Below are 19,878 nucleotides of genomic sequence, written 5' to 3' on the forward strand. Positions count from 1 at the left end.
GCCGCGTCAGAGCTGGACCACCCGAACCTCGCTGCCTTTAACAGAAAGGGCGATCTCACCCTTGCAGAGACGCATCGCATCCTCGCCAAAGGCTTCGCGCCGCCAGCCGCTGAGGGCAGGCACGTTGCGTTCGCCCGCGGCGATCAGGTCGAGATCGGCCGAGGAGGCGATCAGCCGAGGGGCGACCCCCAGGCTTTCCGACTTGGCCTTGAGCAGCACGCGGAGCAGGTCGGCCAGCGCGGGGTTGACCTGCAACTGCTCGCGCCCGTTTTCGACCCGCGGGATATCCTCGGGCCGCATCTCCAGGCCCTCTTTCACCGCGGCCAGGATACCCTCGGCGATCTCGGGCTTGCGGCCTTCGCGCAAGAGGAGACGCGAGCGGCCCAGTTCCTCGGCCGTGGTGGGCCGGGTCGAGGCAAGCTCCAGCAGTGCATCGTCCTTCATCACGCGGCTGCGCGGCACGTTCTGACCTTGGGCATAGGCCTCGCGGAAGCGGGCCAGCGCCTTGACCACGGCCAGGAAGCGGCCCGAGGTCGTGCGGGTCTTGATCCGCTGCCAGGCCTCATCGGGGTGGATGGTATAGGTCGCCGGATCGGTCAGGACGGCGAGTTCTTCGGCCACCCACTCGGCGCGGCCGTTCTTCTTCAGCTGCGCGGCCAGCCATTCGTATATCACCCGCAGGTGGGTCACATCGGCCAGCGCGTACTCCTTCTGTGCGTCCGACAGCGGCCGACGCGACCAGTCGGTGAAGCGCGAGGTCTTGTCGAGATCGGCGCGGGCGATCTTCTTGACCAGGGTCTCGTAGCCCACCTGTTCGCCGAAGCCGCAGACCATGGCGGCGACCTGGGTGTCGAACAGGGGCTTGGGGAACACCCCGCCCTCGACGAAGAAGATCTCCAGATCCTGCCGGGCGGCGTGGAAGACCTTGACCGTCGCCTCGTGGCGGAAGAGGTCGTAGAGCGGCTCCAGCGACATGTCCGGCCCCTCGATCGGGTCGATCAGGACGGCCTCGCCCGCGCCGGGCAGGGCCATCTGGATCAGGCAGAGCTTGGACCAGTAGGTGCGTTCGCGCAGGAATTCGGTGTCGAGGGTGACGAAGGGCTGGCTCTTGGCAAGCGCGCAGTATGCGGCGAGGTCTTCGGTGGTGGTGATCGTGCGCATGTGCCGTCCTTTCGTCGCGGGGTCATCCCGCCTGTGCAGCCGCGTCTTAGGGCTTTGGGGCGGAAAAGGAAAGGGCGGGCTTGCAGAGGCCGGCGGCGCGTGAACAAGTGGCGCGGAACATGGGGGGACGGTGATGCGCGGGCTCTGGCTTCTGGCGGGGTTCCTGTTCCTGGGGCTGGGGCTTCTGGGCGTGGTGCTGCCCGTCCTGCCGACCACTCCCTTTCTGCTGCTGGCCGCCGGGTGCTTTGCGAAATCCTCGCCCCGGCTGCATCGCTGGCTGCTGGCGCATCCGACTTTCGGCCCGCCAATCCGCAACTGGGAGGAGAACGGCGCCATTTCGCGCCCGGCCAAGCGGGTGGCGGTGGGCAGCATGGCGGCGGTCTTCGGCCTGTCGCTGATCCTGGGGCTGGGCTGGAAGATCCTGTTGGCGCAGGGTCTTCTGATCGCGACGGGCTGCGCCTTCATCCTGACGCGGCCGGACGGGCCTCAGTCCAGGTAGACCGGCGTCCGGTCGCCCTGGACAAAGCGGCGCAGGACGGCGGGGTAGAGGCGGTGCTCCTCTTCCAGCACGCGGGCGGCGAGCGTGGCCTCGGTATCGCCGGGCAGGACGGGCACACGCGCCTGGCCGAGGATCGGGCCCGAGTCAAGGTCAGCGGTGACTTCGTGGACGGTGCAGCCGGCATGGCTGTCGCCGGCGGCCAGCGCGCGGGCGTGGCTGTGCAGGCCGGGATATTTCGGCAGCAGCGAGGGGTGGATGTTCAGCATCCGCCCCTCATAGCGGGCGATGAAGCCGGGCGTCAGGATGCGCATGAAGCCAGCGAGGCACAGGATGTCGGGCCGGGCGGCGTCGATATGGGCGGCAAGCGCGGCCTCGAAGCCCTCGCGGTCGCGGCCGAAGGGGCGGTGATCCACCGCGACGGTCGGTATGCCCAGTGCCGCGGCCTTGGCAAGGCCACCCGCGAGCGGATCGTTCGCGGCGACGAGGACGGGTTCGGCGTAACCGCCCTGCCGCATGTCCCTGACCAGGGCCAGCATGTTCGAGCCACCCCCGGAAATCAGGATGGCGACGCGCGTCACAACAGCCGGCCCCGGTAGATCACACCCTGCCCTTCCACGATCCGGCCGAGGCGGGTCACCGTCTCGCCCTCGGCCTGCAACAGCGCGGTGAGGGCGTCAGCCCGATCCTCGGCGACCACAAGGATCATGCCGATGCCGCAGTTGAAGGTCTTGAGCAGTTCCGGTTCCGCCATGTTCGCGGTGGTGGCCAGCCAGCGGAACACCGGCGGCAGGTCCCAGGCGCCAAGGTCGATCTCGCAGGCCAGCCCCCCGTTTTCAGTAGGGGCGGGCAGGACGCGGGGCGGGTTCTCCGTCAGCCCGCCGCCGGTGATATGGGCGAGGCCGTGGACGCCGCCCGCCCGGATGGCGGCCAGCACCTGCCGGACGTAAAGCCGGGTGGGCGTCAGCAGCGCCGCGCCGAGGCTGCCCTCGCAGAAGGGCGAGGGCGCGTCCCAGCCGAGGCCGGACAGCTCCACCACCTTGCGCACGAAGCTGTAGCCGTTGGAATGGACGCCCGACGAGGCGAGGCCGAGCAGGACGTCACCTTTGGCCACGCCGCGCGGCAGGTCCTGCCCGCGCTCCATGGCGCCAACGGCGAAGCCGGCCAGGTCGAAATCGCCCTTTTGATACATGCCCGGCATCTCGGCCGTCTCGCCGCCGATCAGCGCGCAGCCCGAGTCCGCGCAGCCCTTGGCGATGCCCTCGACGATGCGGGCGGCCTGATCGACCTCAAGCTTGCCGGTGGCGAAATAGTCGAGGAAGAACAGCGGCTCCGCCCCCTGGCAGACGAGATCGTTGACGCACATGGCCACGAGGTCCACGCCGATCGTGTCGACATGGCCGGTGTCGATGGCGATGCGCAGCTTGGTGCCAACGCCATCGGTCGCGGCGACGAGGATCGGGTCCCGGTAGCCCGCGGCCTTGAGGTCGAAGAGCGCGCCGAAGCCGCCGAGGCCCCCCATCGTGCCGGGCCGGTTCGTGGCCTTAGCCGCCGGCTTGATCCGGTCCACCAGCGCGTTTCCGGCGTCGATGTCCACGCCGGCATCGGCATAGGTCAGTCCGTTGTGCCCCGTGGTCATCTGCCTGCCCCTTCGCGCGGAATCGATCCTGCGGCCCGCATAGACGATTGCCCGCAGGCGTGCAACGCGCGCCCGCCCGCTTGACCGCCCGCCCGGTTCTGCTAGGCAGGGTCCGGCTACGGGCCTGTAGCTCAATTGGTTAGAGCAGGGCGCTCATAACGCCTTGGTTGGGGGTTCGAGTCCCTCCGGGCCTACCAAAAATTCATCCCCATGCATCCCAGATTGAAGGTAATCCACTTAAAAACAGTGGTTTACCTCATTCTTGCGTCCCCATACCGCGCGATGCGTCCCCATGCGTCCCGTCTTTTGTTGGTATGAGTTGTTGGTCTGATGCCCGCGATACCAACAAACGGAGTCGCAGCCATGCCCTTGACCGATGCCCAATGCCGCGCCGCCAAGCCTGCCGCGAAGGTTCAGAAGCTGTCGGACGGGCGCGGACTCTTCCTGCAAGTGACGCCAGGCGGTTCAAAACTGTGGCGCATGAACTATCGCTGGCAGGCGAAACAGCGCACCGCTGCCTTCGGATCATACCCCGATGTTTCCCTTGCGACTGCCCGCCTGAAAGCTGCGGAACTCAAGGACAAGATGGCAGCGGGGATTGACCCGGCCGCGAAGGAAGGCACGGCGGCAGGCGCTGCGCCCGTGAAGCCCTTCAAAGACGCAGCGCGGGAATGGTTCAACGCGCGGGAAGCCCAATGGGTCAGCGGCTATGCGGCGCGTATCTGGTCGCGCCTTGACGCGGACGTGTTCCCCAAGATCGGCGCAAAGGACGTGGCAGCGATCACCCCTGCCGAAGTCTTGGCCCTGTTGCGCGACGTGGAAAACCGCAACGCCCTCGAAATGGCAAAACGGCTGCGCCAGACCATGAGCGCGATCTTTCGCTTTTCGGTGGCGAACGGCTGGGCTTCCTCTGACCCTGCCGCGCCCCTCGCAGGCGCGATGAAGTCTGCACCCCGGCAACAGCACCGGGCAGCCTTGAAGGAAGATCAACTGCCCGACTTCCTCAAGGCCCTGCAAACCTACAGCGGGGACCGGGCAACGGCTCTCGGCTTGAAGATCATCGCGCACACCTTTGTTCGCACCGCCGAACTGCGGCTGGCAACTTGGGATGAACTGGACGGGGACACATGGCGCATTGCCGCTGAAAAGATGAAGATGCGCAAGGAACACATCGTCCCCCTGTCCCCGCAAGTGCAGGCCATGTTCGCGGAACTCAAGGACTTGGCGGGCGGTTCGCCATGGGTCTTGCCGGGCCAGTCCGGGCACAAGCCGGTTTCCGAAAACACGCTGATCTATGGGCTTTACCGGCTGGGCTACCATTCCCGCGCATCGGTTCACGGCTTCCGCAGCACCGCGTCGACCATCCTGAACGAGTCGGGCCTGTGGCGCGCCGATGCAATCGAGCGGCAGCTTGCCCACGTCCCCGCCAATGAGGTTCGCAGCGCCTATAACGCGGCACTCTACCTTGAAGAACGGCGGCGCATGATGTGCTGGTATTCTGACCTTCTGGACAAGAAAGAAAGTCAATCGGTGAATAAAAAGTCAGACACAGATTTAACCGATCTGCTTTCCTGAGACGAACAGAGACACATTGAAACGTATGGGGCCGCACAATATGAGTGCGGCCTTTCTCATTTTATGTGAAATTCAAATTCCGCTTCTCCGAATATAACCGGGCCTGTAAAATGCAGGAATGAAGAAAGCCCCGCAGCGGCAAAACTGGCGGGGCTTTCAATGAGAAGCGGAAGTGAGTTGATATGCAGGAATATACCGAAACGCGCCCGATGGCGCAAGCCCATTTCAATATCAGTGCAACTGATCTGAGCGACCTTCTGGGATGCACTGAAACGCATGGGGACTTATTGACGGCTGATATTAACCGCGCGACTGCGGATAATTCCGGCTGCGATCTGCCCCTTGCCGTCTCGCTGTTCGCAGACGTGAAGGCACAACGGATCGAACCGAATCACCTGAGCCTTCGGCAACTCCAAGACCGGCTGAACAGCACCACGGCGCGCGACAAGGCAGCCCTGCCCCTGGTCAAGCTGGCAACCTTCGGGGATGCCCGAACCGACAAGGGCAGCCTGCGCCACGATGCCAACCTGTTGCGCGTGTCGGGCGTGGAAGGCGACTATGACGCGGGCGCAGTATCACCACGGCAAGCGGCCGAACGGCTGCGCCGGGCGGGCATTGCATCCCTGATCTACACCACCCCCAGTCACACCGCACAAGCGCCCCGCTGGCGCGTCCTTGCGCCTCTGGCGCGGCAGGTGGAACCGGCCGAACGGGAAGCCCTTTGTGCCCGCTTGAATGGCGCGCTTGGGGGCATCCTCGCAACCGAGTCCTTCACCCCGTCGCAGTCCTATTACTTCGGCGGCTTGGCCGAACGCCCCCCGGAATCCTTCCTTGTGGAAGGGCAACCGCTTGACCGCGTGTCGGGCGTTGCCTCGATCGGGCCGCAGCCCAAGCCGGGGAAGTCGACCACCGATCTTTCGGACCTTTTCCGGGAACCGGCTGACCGGGCCGAAGTGCGGCGGGCGCTTTTCTTGATTGATAGCGGGATTGATCGGAAAAGCTGGGTCGACATAGGCATGGCGCTTCACTCTGAATTCTGGGGAAGCAGGGAAGGTTTCAAGCTATTTCACGAATGGTCTGCACAGTCCGAAAAATACAAAGGTGAGGAAGATTGCTGGGGGCGCTGGCGTTCATTCAAGCCGGGCAAGATCGGCATAGGGACGCTTTTTGAATTCGCAAAAGCCTATGGTTGGGAACGGCAATCGGTTGGATTCTGCGAAAGCGACTTTGACGATCTGCCTGCACTTCCTACGGAAACGAAACAAGCGAAGATCGGAATAATCACCGCCAAGAACGGGGAAATGAAACCGACGCTGCACAATGCCATTCTGGTTTTGCGCAACGTGAACCGGGATCAAGGCTATTCGATCCGCAAGAACGATATGACCGGCCAAGACGAATGGCGCGCCGGGCCGATCAATGATGCCGATCTGGGCTTGATCCGCGTGGCGATTGAACAGGCCGGAATGCACAATGTAGGGGCAGACCTGACCGCGGGCGCGGTTCGGGCGGTTGCCGAGTTGAACCGCTATCACCCGGTCAAGGATTGGCTGGAGTCGCTGCGCCATGACGGCAAGCCGCGCCTTGACTCATGGCTGACCCGTTACCTTGGCGTCGACGCTTCCCCCTATTCCCGTGCCGTGGGGCGCGCCTTCCTGGTGGCGATGGTCGCGCGCGTCATGCGGCCGGGCTGCAAGCACGATCATGTTCTTGTGCTGGGCGGGGCGCAAGGCATCGGGAAATCCACAGCCTGCCGCATTCTGGGCGGTGACTGGTCAGGCGACAACATGCCCTCGATCCGCGACGGGGCGCGGGAAGCCGGGCTATACCTTCGCGGGCATTGGCTGGTGGAACTGGCCGAACTCGCCCCTTCGCGCAAGGCAGAGGCGGAAGATTTGAAAGCCTTCCTGACTCGGGCAACCGATGAAATCCGCGCCCCATATGCGCGCCGGGCTGACATTGTGCCGCGCCAATGCGTCTTTGTGGGCACCACGAATGAAACCGCCTTCCTCCGGGATGCCAGCGGCGGGCGGCGCTTCTGGCCTGTGACCTGCGGCGCGAAGATCGAGACTGAGGCGCTTGCCGCAGATCGGGAACAGCTATTCGCTGAGGCAGTCGCAGCCTTCCGGGCCGGTGAAGCGTGGCACTTGCCGCCCGATCTGGAACGGCAGGCAGCGATTGAGCAAGAGGCAGCCCGCGAAGAACACCCGTGGGAACAGCCTATCCGGCGCATCCTGGACGGCTTGACCGAAGGTGACGGCTTTGACCGGCAACCGAAGGACAGCGTGACGGTTGCCGAGGTGCTGACGCTTCTGCGCATCCCGATTGAAAAGCAGAACGGCACAAATGCCAAACATGTTGCAGGCACGCTGAGAATGCTTGGCTGGAAATCCAAGCATACCGGACGCGGCAACCGTTGGGTGCGGCCGTGATGCGGAAGGTTCAATCATCACCTGCGACCGTGCATCGCTTTTGCCGGGTCATCGGTTGCAGCGCGTTTGCTCTTTGGAAAGGTGAACCGGGTGAACCCGGCGTGAACGCAGGGAATGGCGCTTGGGTTCAGCATTTTCATACGCCTTTCCAGTGCTTTGCACCGGTAGCGAACCCAGTGAACCCATATGGCTCTACCAAAACCCTTGGCGATGGAACGGCAGCGGTGGGGCCGGAGCGGCGGGCTGCGCGTCTCGGGCGGCAATATAGGAAACGGGGGTTCATCGGGTTCACTGGGTTCACGATTGGGCGCAATCACGCCACCCGCACAGCGGAGTAACGCACCATGACCTTTATCGAATACCTGCGCATGCCCCAGTCCTGGGAACCCGAATTCGCACCTTTCGTGAAGGATGCGCTGGGCGACCGCAACATGCCCGATGTTCGGACTTGGGCCGATCTCCGGGCCTATCTGAAACGGAAAGGCGACAGGGACGCCATGATTGCCGCGCGCTTCGTCTGGGGCTGCTACCAAGCCGCGCTGAAAGATGAACCGCTGGTGTAACTTGACGATCCGGCGCAACCGCCAGATGATCGTCTATCCCCGCACAAGGACCCGGTTTGGATTACCATTACACCCTGTTCATTGACGAGGCGGGCGACGACAAGGTTGAACGCCTGAAACCGGAAACCCCGGATGGAAACTCGGAATGGCTTTGCCTGGGCGGCTATCTGGTCCGGGCCGAGGCGGAACCCGATCTGGATCGGCGCAGGGATGAAATCCTGCGCGCCATAGGGCAGAAACCGGGCGGCGTGCTGCATTTCCGCAATCTGAAACCGGCAAGCCGGGCGCTGGCTACGCAGACGCTGGCCAGCAAAGGCAATCCCGCGCGGGGCTTTGTCGTCTGTTCGCTCAAGCAGACCATGCTGAACCACCACAACCCGCGCGCGGCGGCGGCATCGGGCAATCCGCGCGACTATCTTTACAACTGGGTTGTGCGGCTGCTGCTGGAACGGGTGACGCATTATGTCGCCCATCACGCCCAGCGCCACGGGATCGTAAACCCCGTCCTGCGTATCGTCATGGCCAGCCGCAGGGGGCACCATTTTGGGCGGTTCAAGGCCTACATCCAGCAAAAGATCAATCAGGCCACGGCGGGCACCACTTGGCTGGATACGCGCGACATCGACCCGGCCGTGCTGCGCTACAGCCTGATCGACCGCGCCCCGGCGTCACAGCTTGCCGGGCTGCAACTGGCCGATGTGCTGGTCAGCGCGTTCTTCCAGTCGGTCGAGCAAGCCTCGCCCCACCATGCCGACAAGGTGGCGTTGCACCTGCGCCCGCTCATGGCCGAGCGCAGGACGACGAGTGGACGCCAGACACGGCGGGATGGCGAGGGGGTGACGTTCTTTCCCCCCTTGCAGGCGGTGCATCTGCTGACACCCGCTCAGGCTGCGTTCTTTGAACATTTCGGCTATGACATGGGCTGGCTGAAATCCCGCAAGGCGCAAAAGGCCGCGCAGACTTTCACGCAAGCGCAACGCCTGTGGTCGCGTGGGGCTTGAAGGTTTCGGCTTGCCCGGGGGCGGCGGGAAATGGTCTAAGGGGGCAAAGACGGCGCAGGGGGGCGGGGGATGACGGAACTGCTGTTCAAGGGCAAGGAATTCGTGTGGAATCACCACCTTGCCGTGCCGTTCCGGCCGCTGGTGATGCACCCCGGAAAGGGTATCGGCGCGCCGCGGCTGGACGGCAACCTGATCGTGCAGGGCGACAACCTGCATGCGTTGAAGGCGCTGCTGCCGATGTATGCGGGGCGCGTGGACTGCATCTTCATCGACCCGCCCTACAACACCGGCAACGAGGGCTGGTGCTACAACGACAACGTGAACGCGCCGATGATCCGGGAATGGCTGGATGCCAACCCCATCGGCATCGAGGACGGCCTGCGCCACGACAAATGGTGCGCGATGATGTGGCCAAGGCTGCGGTTGCTGCATGAGTTGCTGGCGGAAGATGGAGTCATATTCGTCTGCATTGATGACAATGAACTGTATAATCTTCGCCTCATGATGGACGAAATATCCGGCGATTCATCGCATTGGATTGGAACAATAATTTGGAAGAACGTAACGGACAACAATCCTACTCGGATTGCGGTTGAACATGAATACATCCTTTGTTTCTCAAAAAACAAGAATTCCGTTGAGAAGATTTGGAAGTCTACATTTTCAGAAGTGAAGGACCTTCTTGTGCGCATTGGTGAAGAATTTGTGCGAGGCTTTCCTGATCAAAATGCGCTGCAATCTGCCTATACGCAGTGGTTTCGCGAGCACAAAGGTGAGTTGTGGCCACTTGATCGATACAAATACATCGACAAGGACGGCATCTTCACAGGAAGCCAAAGCGTCCACAACCCTGGAAGGGAAGGCTATAGATACGATGTAATTCATCCCCGGACCGGTAAGCCCTGCAAACAGCCATTGATGGGGTATCGATTCCCAGAAGAAACAATGCGAGAACTTTTGCAGCAAGACAAGATTATTTTTGGTGATGATCACGAAAAGATAATTGAACTGAAAGTCTACGCCAAAGACTTTTTAGATAAATTGCCAAGCGTGATTGAACTTGATGGACGAGCAGCCGCATACGAATTGCGTGACATATTTCCAGATCGGAAGAAGGTGTTTGATACACCGAAGCCGACACAGTTGGTTGAAAAAATCCTCTCCTACGCTACAAAACGCAACTCGTTTGTTCTCGACAGCTTTGCTGGGTCTGGAACCACAGCGCATGCGGTGATGAATCTTAATGCAAAGGACGAAGGACAACGACGTTTCATTCTTGTCGAGGGTGAGAATTACGCGGACGAACTTACGCGCGAGCGAGTTGCGCGGGTCCAAGCTGGTGTTCCGGGCGCGATGAGTGAACCTTTGAAGTCCGGGCTGGGGGGCGAATTCACCTATTGCACGCTGGGCGCGCCGGTGGAACTGGACGCGATCCTGCAAGGCGCGGACCTGCCGTCCTTTGCGGCACTGGCGGGCGTGCTGTTCCACATGGCGACCGCGCAGCCGCTGAACCCCGCGCAGATGGACGAGGGGCGCGGCTATGTCGGTCCTGCGGGCGGCGCGCATGTCTGGCTGATCTACCGCCCCGATCTGGACTGGCTGAAATCCCCCGCCGCCGCGCTGACGCTGACCTATGCGCGGGACCGGGCGGCGGAACACCCCGGCGACCGGCACCTTGTCTTTGCCCCTGCGCGGCATGTCTCGCAGCGCCTGCTGGATGCCGAGGGGCTGGCGGTGGAATTCGTGCCCCTGCCCTTCGCGCTCTACCGGCTGGAGCGGGCGTAGATGCGCACGCTGGATTTTCAGGTCCGGGTGCTGGACACGCTGGATGCCTGGCTGGACGAGCTCAAGGCGCGCAAGGCCGAGGCGGATCAGGTGGAGGCGCTGCGCGCCGCCAACCCCGGCCTGCCGATCCCGGCGCTGGATTTCACCGCGACCGCCTGGGCGAACATGCAGGCGGCGGGGCGGTTGCCAGCCTCGCGCGCGGGCATCCCCTTTTCCCCACGCAAGGACGGCATCGGGCGGGCGGTGCCCAATGCCACGCTGAAGGTGCCCACGGGCGGCGGCAAGACCTGGCTGGCGGTCAATGCCGTCAGCCGGATCATGGGGCGCTATCTGGGCAGGAACACCGGGTTCGTGCTGTGGATCGTGCCGAACGAGGCGATCTATTCCCAGACGCTGAAGCACCTCAAGGACCGCCAGCACCCCTATCGGCAGGCGCTGGACCGCGCGGCGGCGGGGCGGGTGAAGGTGATGGAAAAGGGCGACCGGCTGGATGCGCGCGACGTGGCGGCGAACCTCTGCGTCATGGTGCTGATGTTGCAGGCGGCGAACCGGCAGACGCAGGAAACGCTGCGGATGTTCCGCGACCGGGGCGACGTGCACGGGTTCTTTCCGCCCGAGGGCGATCAGGCGGCGCATGCCCGCGAACTGGCGGCCGTGCCGAACCTGGACGGGTATCAGGGCATGTTCCCGATGGTGAAGGACTCGCTTGGCAACGCGCTGCGCAAGATCAGGCCGGTTGTGGTGATGGACGAGGGGCAGAAGGCCACGTCCGAACTGGCGCATGACACGCTTTACGGGTTCAACCCGATCTTCGTGCTGGAACTGACCGCCACGCCCAAGGATGTGCGCACCCGCGCCGGGGGCACGCGGCACGCGAACCTGCTGGTCGAGGTGACGGGGCGCGAGTTGCATGCCGAGGACATGATCAAGATGCCGCTGAACCTGGACCCGCGGCAGGGCACCGACTGGCGCGGCACGCTGACGGCGGCGCTGGGGCGGCTGAACGATGTGCAGGCGTCGGCGCTGGCCTATGGGGCGGACAAGGGGGCGCAGGGCTACATCCGCCCCATCATGCTGGTGCAGGTGGAACGCACCGGCAAGGATCAGCGCGACGGGCTGCACATCCATGCCGAGGACGTGAAGGAATGGCTGCTGGCCGCAGGGCTGGACGCGGCCGAGGTGGCCATCAAGACCGCCGAACAGAACGATCTGACCCAGCCCGAGAACCTGGACCTTCTGTCGCCCACCAACCGCGTGCGGGTGATCGTGACCAAGGCCGCGCTGCAAGAGGGTTGGGATTGCCCCTTCGCCTATGTGCTGTGTTCGCTGGCGGCGGCCTCGAACCTGTCGGCCATGACGCAGCTTGTGGGCCGCATCCTGCGCCAGCCGCACGCGCTGAAAACCGGCGTGGCGGCGCTGGACGAATGCTATGTGGTCACGCATCACGCCGCAACGCAGGCGGTGGTGGAGGCGATCAAGGCCGGGCTGGAAAAGGACGGGCTGGCCGATCTGGTGATCGAGGTGCCGCAGGGCGGTGCCGCTGTCGCCCCCGGCACGGCGCGGCGGGTGGAGCGGCGGGCGCAATTCCGCAACCTGCAAATTTACCTGCCACGGGTGCTGCGGGTGGAAGGCGGCGCGGTGCGCGACCTCGATTACGAGACCGACATTCTGGCGGGCATCGACTGGCGCGATTTCTCCCCCGCCGCCGTGGCGGCCGAGATACCGGACAACCCCGCCCAAGTGGCGACGCAGTTGCAGCGCATCGCCCTGACCGATGCCGGGGCGGATGAGTATTTTCGGGGCGAAATCGTAGCGGCGGCGGCGGAGACCCTGCGCTTCGATCCCACCTACGCGGTGCGGGTGATCTCCGATCTGGTGCCCAACCCCTTTGTCGCACGCCGGATCGTGGCCGATCTGGTGGCGGGGCTGGAAGCCCGCGGCTTCGATACGGCCAAGCTGGGCGCGGCATCGGGCGTCATCATCGACCGGCTGCGGCTGGCCCTGACCAAGGAACGCGATGCGCGGGCCGAAGCCCTGTTCCGCGCAGCGGTCAAGGCGGGCGACATTCAATTCCGCCTGCGCCTCGACGGTCACAACTGGCCGATGCCCGACCACATGCTGACCCTGGAGGCGGCGAATGCGCCGCATCTGACGGGTGGCGACGGCGGTGCGCTGACCCGCAGCCTGTTTTCCCCGGTGTTCCGCAACGAGTTGAACGGGCAGGAACAGAACGTGGCGGTGCATCTGGACGGAGACGCCACGGTGAAGTGGTGGCATCGAAACGTGGCCAAGGCAGGCTATGGCATGGGCCTGCAAGGCTGGAAGCGCGGGCGCATCTACCCGGACTTCATCTTTGCCACGGGCGGCAACGCAGGCGCTGGGCGGATCGTGGTTCTGGAAACCAAGGGCGACCACCTGCAAAACCCCGACACCGATTACAAGCGCGACGTGCTGGACTTCCTCACACAGAACTTCTCCTGGGATCAGGCGGTGCCCGCGGGGCAGCTACAGATTGCGATGACCGGCGAGACGGTGGAATGCGCGCTGGTGCTGATGGAGGACATTCCGGAAAGGCTACCGGCGCTTCTGGCGCGGTGACTCAGGACGCCTCTTGCAGGTAGCGATAGACGCTGGACCGCGCCACGCCCAGCGCCTTGGCAATGGCCGTGGGGGTCATGCCTTTCGCGCGCAGGGCGTTCACCTTCTCGCCTTCTATCGTCGCTGGCCTGCCCTTGAAGGGGGAGTCTGTGCCCTTGGCCAGTGCCGCGTCTATGCCCTCGCGCTGACGCGCCTTGCGGATTTCGGTTTCGAACTCGGCCACCGCGGACAGCATGGTGAAGAACATGCGCCCTTCCGGCGTCGTGGTATCAATGGCCTGTTCCAGCACGCGCAAGCCGACACCCTTTGTCGTCAGGACATGGGCGATGTTGTGCAAGTCGCGGGTGGAGCGTGCCAACCGGTCAAGGCGCGTCACAACAAGCGTGTCGCCCTTGCGGATGCCGCGCGTCAGAAGATCGTCCAGCGCCTGCCTGCCGTCGCGCTTCGTGCCGCTCGCCTTCTCGCTGTAAAGGTGTTCGTCACTGACGCCCGCCGCCCTCAGCGCGGCAAGCTGCACGTCCAGTTTCTGCCCGACCGACGAAACCCGCGCATACCCGATCAACTCGCCCACATCTGCCTCCTTGTGTCCCGATAGACTGTCCGATTAATCGGTATCGTCCGAAAATTGATTCCACAAGTCTATTCGGACACTTTCGGGCAACTTTCGAGCGTCCCGCCCGAGTATACTCAAATCGGACGCCCTGCCGCTCTGATGGGCTACAAGAAAGATAGAACAGGGCGCATCATCGCCTGTGCCGCATCCTTGGCTTCGGGTCCTTCCTGGGATGGGGGTGCGCCGGGCGGGGACGCCGACCCGCGAAGATCGCGCGATTTCGATTTTCGGGCAGTTGAACTGGCCCCAACTTTCCGAAAATCCTGCCTAGGCCACCCCGCCAGAAGGGACCCATGTTCGGCCGCAGCCAATCACCGGGCCAAATGGTCCCTGTTCGATCTTTCCTTCCATGTCCGGGCATTGGAGCGCGACAGACGACAGCCCTTAAGGGTGCTGTCGTGTCGGTCGCGTGGTCCTCCGCCTTGCCGTGGCAACTGTTGCGATTTGTCGCGCGTTGTCGCAATCTGTCGCCACCCTGTCCCCGCCTTCTGTGATCAGCTTGGATGGTCTTTGGCGACGGCACCGGCTTCTGATGTGAGTTGCGCGATACCAACACGGCGACTATGTGTTGGTATAGCAACACTCGGACGAACCCGGTAAAAATCGCAGATTTTGTTGGTATTTTTGTTGGTATCCGGCACTTTTGCGAGTTGCATCAAGGGGCTGCGGAATCCTCCGGGCCTACCATCTGCCTGATCAGGCGACCCGGTCCTGCGGCTCGCGCCCCTCGAAGAAGGCGGTCAGGTTCTCCAGCACGCGGAAGCCCATAGCCTCGCGCGTCTCGCGCGTGGCAGAACCGAGATGAGGCAGCAGGACCAGGTTGTCGGCGTGCAGCAGCGCGTCGGGAATGGCCGGTTCGCGTTCAAACACATCGAGCCCCGCGCCGGCGATGGTGCCGAACCAGAGCGACTGGGCCAGCGCGTGTTCGTCCACCACCTCGCCGCGGGCGGTGTTGATGAGGAAGGCCGTAGGCTTCATCAGGTCCAGCCGCCGGGCGTTGATGAGGTGGCGGTTTGCGGCACCGCCGGGGCAGTGGAGCGAGACGAAATCGCATTGGGGCAGCAGGTCCTCGATCGTGGGGACCTGGACCGCGTTGTAGCGCGCCAGCACCTCCGCGGCGACCGCGGAGCGGTTCTGCACCAGGATCTTCATGCCGAAGCCGAAATGCGCCCGCTGCGCCATGGCCTGCCCGATGCGGCCGAAGCCGATGATGCCGAGCGTCGCGCCCGAGACCTTGGTGCCGATCAGATGGGTCGGGCGCCACCCGGTCCAGCGGCCCTCGCGCAGTTCCCGCTCGCCCTCGCCCGCCCGGCGCGCGACCATCAGCATCAGCGTCATCGCGATGTCGGCGGTGCATTCCGACAGCACGTCGGGCGTGTTGGTGACGGCAATCCCGCGCGCCCTGGCGGCCTGGGTGTCGATGTGGGAAAAGCCAACGCCATAGTTGGCGAGGATGCGCGTGCGCGGGGTCCCCGCCGCGAAAACCGTGGCGGGCAACCTGTCGGTGACGGTGGGGAGGATGGCGTCGTAACGGGTCATCGCCTCGCGGAAGTCGGCCTCGGTGAGCGGCTTGTCGGCCGGGTTGAGATCGACATCGAAGTTCGCGGCCATCCGCGCCTCGACCGCCTGCGGCCAGCGGCGCGTGACCAGGACCTTGGGCTTGTTCATCCTCCCCTTCCCTCTTTTCAGGCGGCGCGCTTGGCCATGACCTTGGCCACGGTCTCGCCGATCACGCTCGGGTTCTCGGCGACGGTAACGCCGGCGGCGGTGAGAATCTCCACCTTTTCCGACGCGCTTTCCCCGAAGGCCGAGATGATCGCGCCCGCGTGGCCCATGGTGCGGCCCTTCGGCGCGGTGAGGCCCGCGATATAGGCGATGACCGGCTTGGTCATGTGGTTCTGGATGTATTCGGCGGCTTCGGCCTCTTGTGGCCCGCCGATCTCGCCGATCATGCAGACGACGTGGGTGTCGGGGTCGGCCTCGAAGCGTTCGAGGATGTCGCGGAAGGACGAGCCGTTGATCGGGTCGCCGCCGATGCCGACCGAGGTCGAGACGCCGATGCCCCGGTCCTTCAGCTGCTGGGCGGCCTCATAGCCCAGCGTGCCCGAGCGGCTGACGATGCCGACATGGCCCTGGAGGTAGATGTGGCCCGGCATGATGCCGAGAAGCGCCTTGCCGGGGCTGATGGTGCCGGCGCAGTTCGGGCCCGTGAGGACCATGCGGCGTTCGCGGGGGTAGCGCAGCATGTAGCGCTTCACGCGGATCATGTCCTGCGCCGGGATCCCGTCGGTGATGCAGACGCAGTAGCGGATGCCCCCGTCGGCGGCTTCCATGATCGAGTCGGCAGCGAACGGCGGCGGCACGAAGACGAGGCTGGTGTCGCAGGAGGTGGCGGCGACGGCCTCTTTCATCGTGTTGAACACGGGGATGCCCATGACGGTTTCCCCGCCCTTGCCCGGGACCACCCCCGCGACGACCTGGGTGCCGTAGTCGAGCATTTCCTTGGTGTGGAACTGCGCCATGCGGCCGGTGATGCCCTGCACGACGACGCGGCTGGAACGGTCGAGAAAGATGCTCATCACACGGCCCTCATCAGTTGCTTGCGGTCGTTCTTCCAGGCGATCACGGCGCGTTCTGCGGCCTCCATCAGCGTGTTGGCGCGGATGATCGGCAGGCCGGATTGCGCGAGGATCTTCTGGCCTTCCTCGACATTGGTGCCCGAGAGGCGGACGATCACGGGCACGTCCACGGGTTCCGCCTTCAGCGCCTGCACGACGCCCTCCGCCACCCAGTCGCAGCGGTTGATGCCGGCGAAGATGTTCACGAGGACCGCCTGGACGTTCTTGTCGGACATCACCAGGCGGAAGGCCCTGGCCACCCGCTCGGGCGTGGCGCCACCGCCGATGTCGAGGAAGTTGGCGGGTTCGCCCCCGGCCAGCTTGATCGTGTCCATCGTCGCCATCGCCAGGCCCGCACCGTTCACGATGCAGCCGATGTTGCCCGACAGGCCGATGTAGGCGAGGCCCCGGTCGGCGGCGCGGCTCTCGCGCGGGTCCTCCTGGCTCTTGTCGCGGAGTTCGGCGATCTGCGGGTGGCGGAAGAGCGCGTTGGTGTCGAAGGTCATCTTCGCGTCGAGCGCGAGGATGCGGTTGTCGGCGGTCACGACCAGCGGGTTGATCTCGACCATGGTCGCGTCGAGGTCGCGGAAGGCGCGGTAGCAGCCTTGCAGCGTGCGGACCATCTGTTGCGTCAGGGCGGCGGGGATGCCGAGCTTGAAGGCGATCTCGCGGGCCTGGAATTCCTGGAGACCCACGGCAGGTTCCACCGTGGAGCGGACGATCGAGTCCGGGCGCGTGGCCGAGATCTCCTCGATCTCCATGCCGCCCTCGCCCGAGGCCACGATCATCACCCGCTGGGACGAGCGGTCGAGCACGAAGCCGAGGTAGATTTCGCGATTGAACTCGACGGCCTGCTCGACATAGACGCGGTAGATGGCCTTGCCTTCGGGCCCGGTCTGGTGCGTCACGATCTTCTGGCCGAACATGCCTTCGGTCGCCTCGTGGATATCGTGCTCGGAGTTGCAGAGCTTGACGCCCCCCGCCTTGCCGCGGCCCCCGGCGTGGACCTGGGCCTTGACGATCCAGCGGTCGCCCCCCAGTTCCCGCGCCCGGTAGGCGGCCTGTTCGGGGCTGTAGGCCAGCGCGCCGGCAGGCACGGTGACGCCGAACTTGGCAAGGATTTCCTTTGCCTGGTATTCGTGGATGTCCATGTCTTCCTCCCGTTATTCGGCAGCGATGGCGGCGACGTAGTGGGTTTCCAGCGCGGCAAGCGCCTGACCCACATCGACAGCCGCGCCCATCGCGTTCATCTCGGCGGCGAAGCGCACGACGATATCGGTGATCGCGGCTTCGGACAGCTGGTTCAGGATGCCGATGCGGACCTGCACAGGTTCCGACAGCGTCGGCCAGATGCCGAAGCCCTTGGCGCGGGCATTTGCGACCAGTTCCTTCTCGCGTCCCGCCAGCGCGCCGGGCAGGTTCAGGACCACGAGGCTGGTCATGTTCGAGGTGACCTCGCAGCCAAGCGCGGTGACGGCGGCACGCAGCGCGGCCTCGTGCCGGGCATACTCGGCGGCCTTCCGGGCGCGGCCCTGCTGGAGGTTGATCCGCAGCGCCTCGTGGAAGGCGGCGACGGCGTATGCGGAATGGGTGCGGTGGTAGGTGCCCGCGCCCACGTCGCGGCCATCGACGATGCCCCAATGGCGGGCCTCGAAGATCGGATTGTGGACGAAGGTATAGCAGCCGTTCTCACGCAGGTGGGCGATGTAGCGGTCGGTGAAGCTGACCGGCGCATAGGTCAGCGGCAGGCAGAGGACGCCCTTCTGCGGGCAGGAGGCCCAGCCCACCACGCCGGGGAAGTCGTCGATGGCGAAGTCCTCGACCCCGAGCGAGGAGACTGCATCGACCAGGCCCATCACGTTGTGGCGCAGGCAGGCATCGGAGAAGCCCTTGAGGTCGTTGATGCGGCCCGACCCGGTTTCCCAATGCGCCATCGTGGCCCACATCGGTTTGTGTTCGGAGAGCGCACGCTCGATGATCTCGGCCGTGACCGACTGGCCGTGCGGGACCTGGATCACGATGACGTTCGCGGGCTTCGGATCCAGCGCGTTGGCTTTCAGATCCTCGCGGCTGGCGGCCTTGGTGCGGACGGTCAGCGCGTCAATGCCCGAGAAGGTGCCGTTCACGAAGCAGACGACCGTGTCGCCCGGCAGGATGGCCGAGAAGAGGGCGTCAAGCCCGCTCCACCCCGTGCCGGCAACGCCGAAGGTGTAGGTGTTCGCGGTGCCCCAGACCTGCCGCAGCATGTGCTTGCATTCGACCATGCCCCGCAGGACATCGGCCTGCATGTGGTCAGAGAGCCCCGCGTTCGCAAAGGCGGCCAGCACCCGCGCATCGGTGTTTCCGGGGCCGGGGCCGGCGGCGAGCGTCTCCGGAATCACGAGTTGCGGATAGACTTCGGTGTCGGTCATTCGGCGCCCCTCCCAAGGCCGATGTCGGTTGGACCGTCGTCCGGGCCGATCTGGCGACGCTTCCGGGTGCAGCGGAAGAAAGGGTCGCGGGGTCTGCCGGGGACGTGATCCTGGCCGCACAGGAAAGAGGCAATCGACAAAGGCGGCAACCTTCCTATATCCTGCTTTCGGATACCTGTTCGGGTAGCGTTCTACCCACCCAAATAGGCTGATATGCGGTGGTATACCGAATTGCCCCACCCGAACGGGTAGGGAGAGAGGCAGTTGATGGCGCTTTGGGACGATGAGCGGGGAGTGGTAGCGGTAACGCTGATGCTGGGCGACGCGAACCCGCTGATGCTGGCCGCGATGTCGGAACTCTTCGAGAAGGACCGCCGATTCTCTCTGGTGGCGACGGCGGCGACAGCCGAGGGGTTCCTTGGCATGGTGATGCGGATGCCGGTGCAGGTTGGCGTGATCGACTGGAACCTGCCGGCACTGGGGGGCGCGCGGCTGATCGACGTGTTGCGCACCCAGGCCAACGCGCCGCGGCTGGTGGTCTATGCTGAGGATACCGGGGATATTCCCCGCAAGGCGATGGCGGCGGGGGCGGCAGGATTCGTGTCCCGCTCGGGGTCGGTGGAGCGGCTTCTGGAGACCTGCGTCGCCGTGGCGAAGGGGCAGATGGTGTTCCCCTTCCTCGACATCCGCAGCCTGAAACAGGACCCGATCGAGGCGCTGTCCCCGCGCGAGAAGACGCTTCTGGAGGCGTTGTCGAAGGGGCTGACGAACCGGGAGCTGTCGAAGGAGCTGGAGATCAGCGAGAACACGGTGAAGTTTCACCTGTCAAACCTGTTCGAGAAGCTGGACGTGAAGAATCGGGCGCAGGCGATTGCCTTCTTCTACGCCAATCGCGCTTCGCGTGGCGAAATGTGATGCATTTTCGGGCTTGACGCAGGGGGGCGCGGTCGGGGATGGGTAGGGTGGGTGCAGCTCCTACCTTGGCA

16 protein-coding genes and 1 tRNA gene are annotated in these 19,878 nt (G+C 64.5%); 9 read left to right on the plus strand and 8 right to left on the minus strand.

Annotation, left to right across the window (positions count from 1 at the left end; all coding sequences use genetic code 11):
- Positions 1-6: 6 nt before the first annotated feature.
- Positions 7-1,161: a ribonuclease D gene (gene rnd, locus ACK4IU_RS08620; protein ID WP_409733796.1), complete on the minus strand. Its 1,155-nt coding sequence runs from the start codon at positions 1,159-1,161 to the stop codon at positions 7-9.
- A 133-nt stretch (positions 1,162-1,294) separates the two neighbouring features.
- On the opposite strand from rnd, the gene ACK4IU_RS08625 reads away from it, so the two are divergent.
- Positions 1,295-1,660 carry a YbaN family protein gene (locus ACK4IU_RS08625; RefSeq protein ID WP_409733798.1) on the plus strand — a complete coding sequence of 122 codons (366 nt, stop codon included), beginning with the start codon at positions 1,295-1,297 and terminating at the stop codon, positions 1,658-1,660.
- Here ACK4IU_RS08625 and purN read toward each other — a convergent pair.
- Together purN and purM are read right to left on the minus strand one after the other, a co-directional pair.
- Positions 1,648-2,238: a phosphoribosylglycinamide formyltransferase gene (gene purN, locus ACK4IU_RS08630; RefSeq protein WP_409733800.1), complete on the minus strand. Its 591-nt coding sequence runs from the start codon at positions 2,236-2,238 to the stop codon at positions 1,648-1,650. The two genes, ACK4IU_RS08625 and purN, sit on opposite strands and share 13 nt — an antisense overlap.
- A complete protein-coding gene (purM, locus tag ACK4IU_RS08635; RefSeq protein ID WP_409733802.1) occupies positions 2,235-3,296 on the minus strand; it encodes a phosphoribosylformylglycinamidine cyclo-ligase in 1,062 nt (353 codons plus the stop codon). The genes purN and purM overlap by 4 nt, the downstream gene beginning before the upstream one ends.
- Positions 3,297-3,416: 120 nt before the next feature.
- Here purM and ACK4IU_RS08640 point away from each other — a divergent pair.
- The 7 genes from ACK4IU_RS08640 to ACK4IU_RS08670 all read left to right on the plus strand — a co-directional run bounded on the left by ACK4IU_RS08640 (position 3,417) and on the right by ACK4IU_RS08670 (position 13,250).
- Positions 3,417-3,493: transfer RNA gene (locus tag ACK4IU_RS08640), tRNA-Ile, on the plus strand.
- Between the two features lie 166 nt (positions 3,494-3,659).
- Positions 3,660-4,871, plus strand: a complete 1,212-nt coding sequence (locus ACK4IU_RS08645; protein ID WP_409733804.1) for a tyrosine-type recombinase/integrase — start codon at positions 3,660-3,662, stop codon at positions 4,869-4,871.
- A gap of 182 nt (positions 4,872-5,053) precedes the next feature.
- Positions 5,054-7,303: a VapE domain-containing protein gene (locus ACK4IU_RS08650; protein ID WP_409733806.1), complete on the plus strand. Its 2,250-nt coding sequence runs from the start codon at positions 5,054-5,056 to the stop codon at positions 7,301-7,303.
- A gap of 344 nt (positions 7,304-7,647) precedes the next feature.
- Positions 7,648-7,866, plus strand: coding sequence for a hypothetical protein (locus tag ACK4IU_RS08655; protein ID WP_409733808.1), 219 nt, complete (start codon positions 7,648-7,650; stop codon positions 7,864-7,866).
- A gap of 56 nt (positions 7,867-7,922) precedes the next feature.
- A complete protein-coding gene (locus ACK4IU_RS08660) occupies positions 7,923-8,867 on the plus strand; it encodes a DUF3800 domain-containing protein (RefSeq protein WP_409733810.1) in 945 nt (314 codons plus the stop codon).
- 69 nt (positions 8,868-8,936) lie between these two features.
- On the plus strand, positions 8,937-10,652 hold the full coding sequence (locus tag ACK4IU_RS08665; RefSeq protein WP_409733812.1) for a site-specific DNA-methyltransferase: 1,716 nt from the start codon (positions 8,937-8,939) through the stop codon (positions 10,650-10,652).
- Complete coding sequence (locus tag ACK4IU_RS08670) at positions 10,653-13,250, plus strand: DEAD/DEAH box helicase (RefSeq protein ID WP_409733814.1); 2,598 nt, start codon at positions 10,653-10,655, stop codon at positions 13,248-13,250.
- A 1-nt stretch (position 13,251) separates the two neighbouring features.
- On the opposite strand, the gene ACK4IU_RS08675 is transcribed toward ACK4IU_RS08670, so the two are convergent.
- From ACK4IU_RS08675 to ACK4IU_RS08695, 5 genes are all read right to left on the minus strand, one after another.
- On the minus strand, positions 13,252-13,821 hold the full coding sequence (locus ACK4IU_RS08675) for a recombinase family protein (protein ID WP_409733816.1): 570 nt from the start codon (positions 13,819-13,821) through the stop codon (positions 13,252-13,254).
- Positions 13,822-14,559: 738 nt separating this feature from the next.
- Complete coding sequence (locus ACK4IU_RS08680) at positions 14,560-15,531, minus strand: 2-hydroxyacid dehydrogenase (RefSeq protein WP_409733818.1); 972 nt, start codon at positions 15,529-15,531, stop codon at positions 14,560-14,562.
- Positions 15,532-15,548: 17 nt separating this feature from the next.
- Positions 15,549-16,442 carry a succinate--CoA ligase subunit alpha gene (gene sucD, locus ACK4IU_RS08685; RefSeq protein WP_409733820.1) on the minus strand — a complete coding sequence of 298 codons (894 nt, stop codon included), beginning with the start codon at positions 16,440-16,442 and terminating at the stop codon, positions 15,549-15,551.
- Positions 16,442-17,632 carry a malate--CoA ligase subunit beta gene (locus tag ACK4IU_RS08690; RefSeq protein ID WP_409733823.1) on the minus strand — a complete coding sequence of 397 codons (1,191 nt, stop codon included), beginning with the start codon at positions 17,630-17,632 and terminating at the stop codon, positions 16,442-16,444. Before ACK4IU_RS08690 ends, sucD begins: the two co-directional genes overlap by 1 nt.
- A 12-nt stretch (positions 17,633-17,644) precedes the next feature.
- Positions 17,645-18,892 carry an aminotransferase gene (locus ACK4IU_RS08695; protein ID WP_409733825.1) on the minus strand — a complete coding sequence of 416 codons (1,248 nt, stop codon included), beginning with the start codon at positions 18,890-18,892 and terminating at the stop codon, positions 17,645-17,647.
- A gap of 312 nt (positions 18,893-19,204) precedes the next feature.
- Here ACK4IU_RS08695 and ACK4IU_RS08700 point away from each other — a divergent pair, with 312 nt between their 5' ends.
- Positions 19,205-19,807, plus strand: coding sequence for a LuxR C-terminal-related transcriptional regulator (locus tag ACK4IU_RS08700; RefSeq protein ID WP_409733874.1), 603 nt, complete (start codon positions 19,205-19,207; stop codon positions 19,805-19,807).
- Positions 19,808-19,878 lie beyond the last annotated feature (71 nt).

The sequence above is a fragment of the Tabrizicola flagellatus genome (assembly GCF_046295235.1).
GTDB classification, from domain to species: Bacteria; Pseudomonadota; Alphaproteobacteria; order Rhodobacterales; family Rhodobacteraceae; genus Tabrizicola; species Tabrizicola flagellata_A.

What these genes read in the sequence shown, in the direction of transcription:
- purM (WP_409733802.1), bottom strand. Translation starts at nt 3,296, where the DNA reads ATGACCACGGGGCACAACGGACTGACCTATGCCGATGCCGGCGTGGAC.
- ACK4IU_RS08695 (WP_409733825.1), bottom strand. Translation starts at nt 18,892, where the DNA reads ATGACCGACACCGAAGTCTATCCGCAACTCGTGATTCCGGAGACGCTC.
- ACK4IU_RS08690 (WP_409733823.1), bottom strand. Translation starts at nt 17,632, where the DNA reads ATGGACATCCACGAATACCAGGCAAAGGAAATCCTTGCCAAGTTCGGC.
- ACK4IU_RS08700 (WP_409733874.1), top strand. Translation starts at nt 19,205, where the DNA reads ATGCTGGGCGACGCGAACCCGCTGATGCTGGCCGCGATGTCGGAACTC.
- ACK4IU_RS08670 (WP_409733814.1), top strand. Translation starts at nt 10,653, where the DNA reads ATGCGCACGCTGGATTTTCAGGTCCGGGTGCTGGACACGCTGGATGCC.
- rnd (WP_409733796.1), bottom strand. Translation starts at nt 1,161, where the DNA reads ATGCGCACGATCACCACCACCGAAGACCTCGCCGCATACTGCGCGCTT.
- ACK4IU_RS08650 (WP_409733806.1), top strand. Translation starts at nt 5,054, where the DNA reads ATGCAGGAATATACCGAAACGCGCCCGATGGCGCAAGCCCATTTCAAT.
- ACK4IU_RS08655 (WP_409733808.1), top strand. Translation starts at nt 7,648, where the DNA reads ATGACCTTTATCGAATACCTGCGCATGCCCCAGTCCTGGGAACCCGAA.
- ACK4IU_RS08645 (WP_409733804.1), top strand. Translation starts at nt 3,660, where the DNA reads ATGCCCTTGACCGATGCCCAATGCCGCGCCGCCAAGCCTGCCGCGAAG.
- ACK4IU_RS08625 (WP_409733798.1), top strand. Translation starts at nt 1,295, where the DNA reads ATGCGCGGGCTCTGGCTTCTGGCGGGGTTCCTGTTCCTGGGGCTGGGG.
- ACK4IU_RS08665 (WP_409733812.1), top strand. Translation starts at nt 8,937, where the DNA reads ATGACGGAACTGCTGTTCAAGGGCAAGGAATTCGTGTGGAATCACCAC.
- sucD (WP_409733820.1), bottom strand. Translation starts at nt 16,442, where the DNA reads ATGAGCATCTTTCTCGACCGTTCCAGCCGCGTCGTCGTGCAGGGCATC.
- ACK4IU_RS08680 (WP_409733818.1), bottom strand. Translation starts at nt 15,531, where the DNA reads ATGAACAAGCCCAAGGTCCTGGTCACGCGCCGCTGGCCGCAGGCGGTC.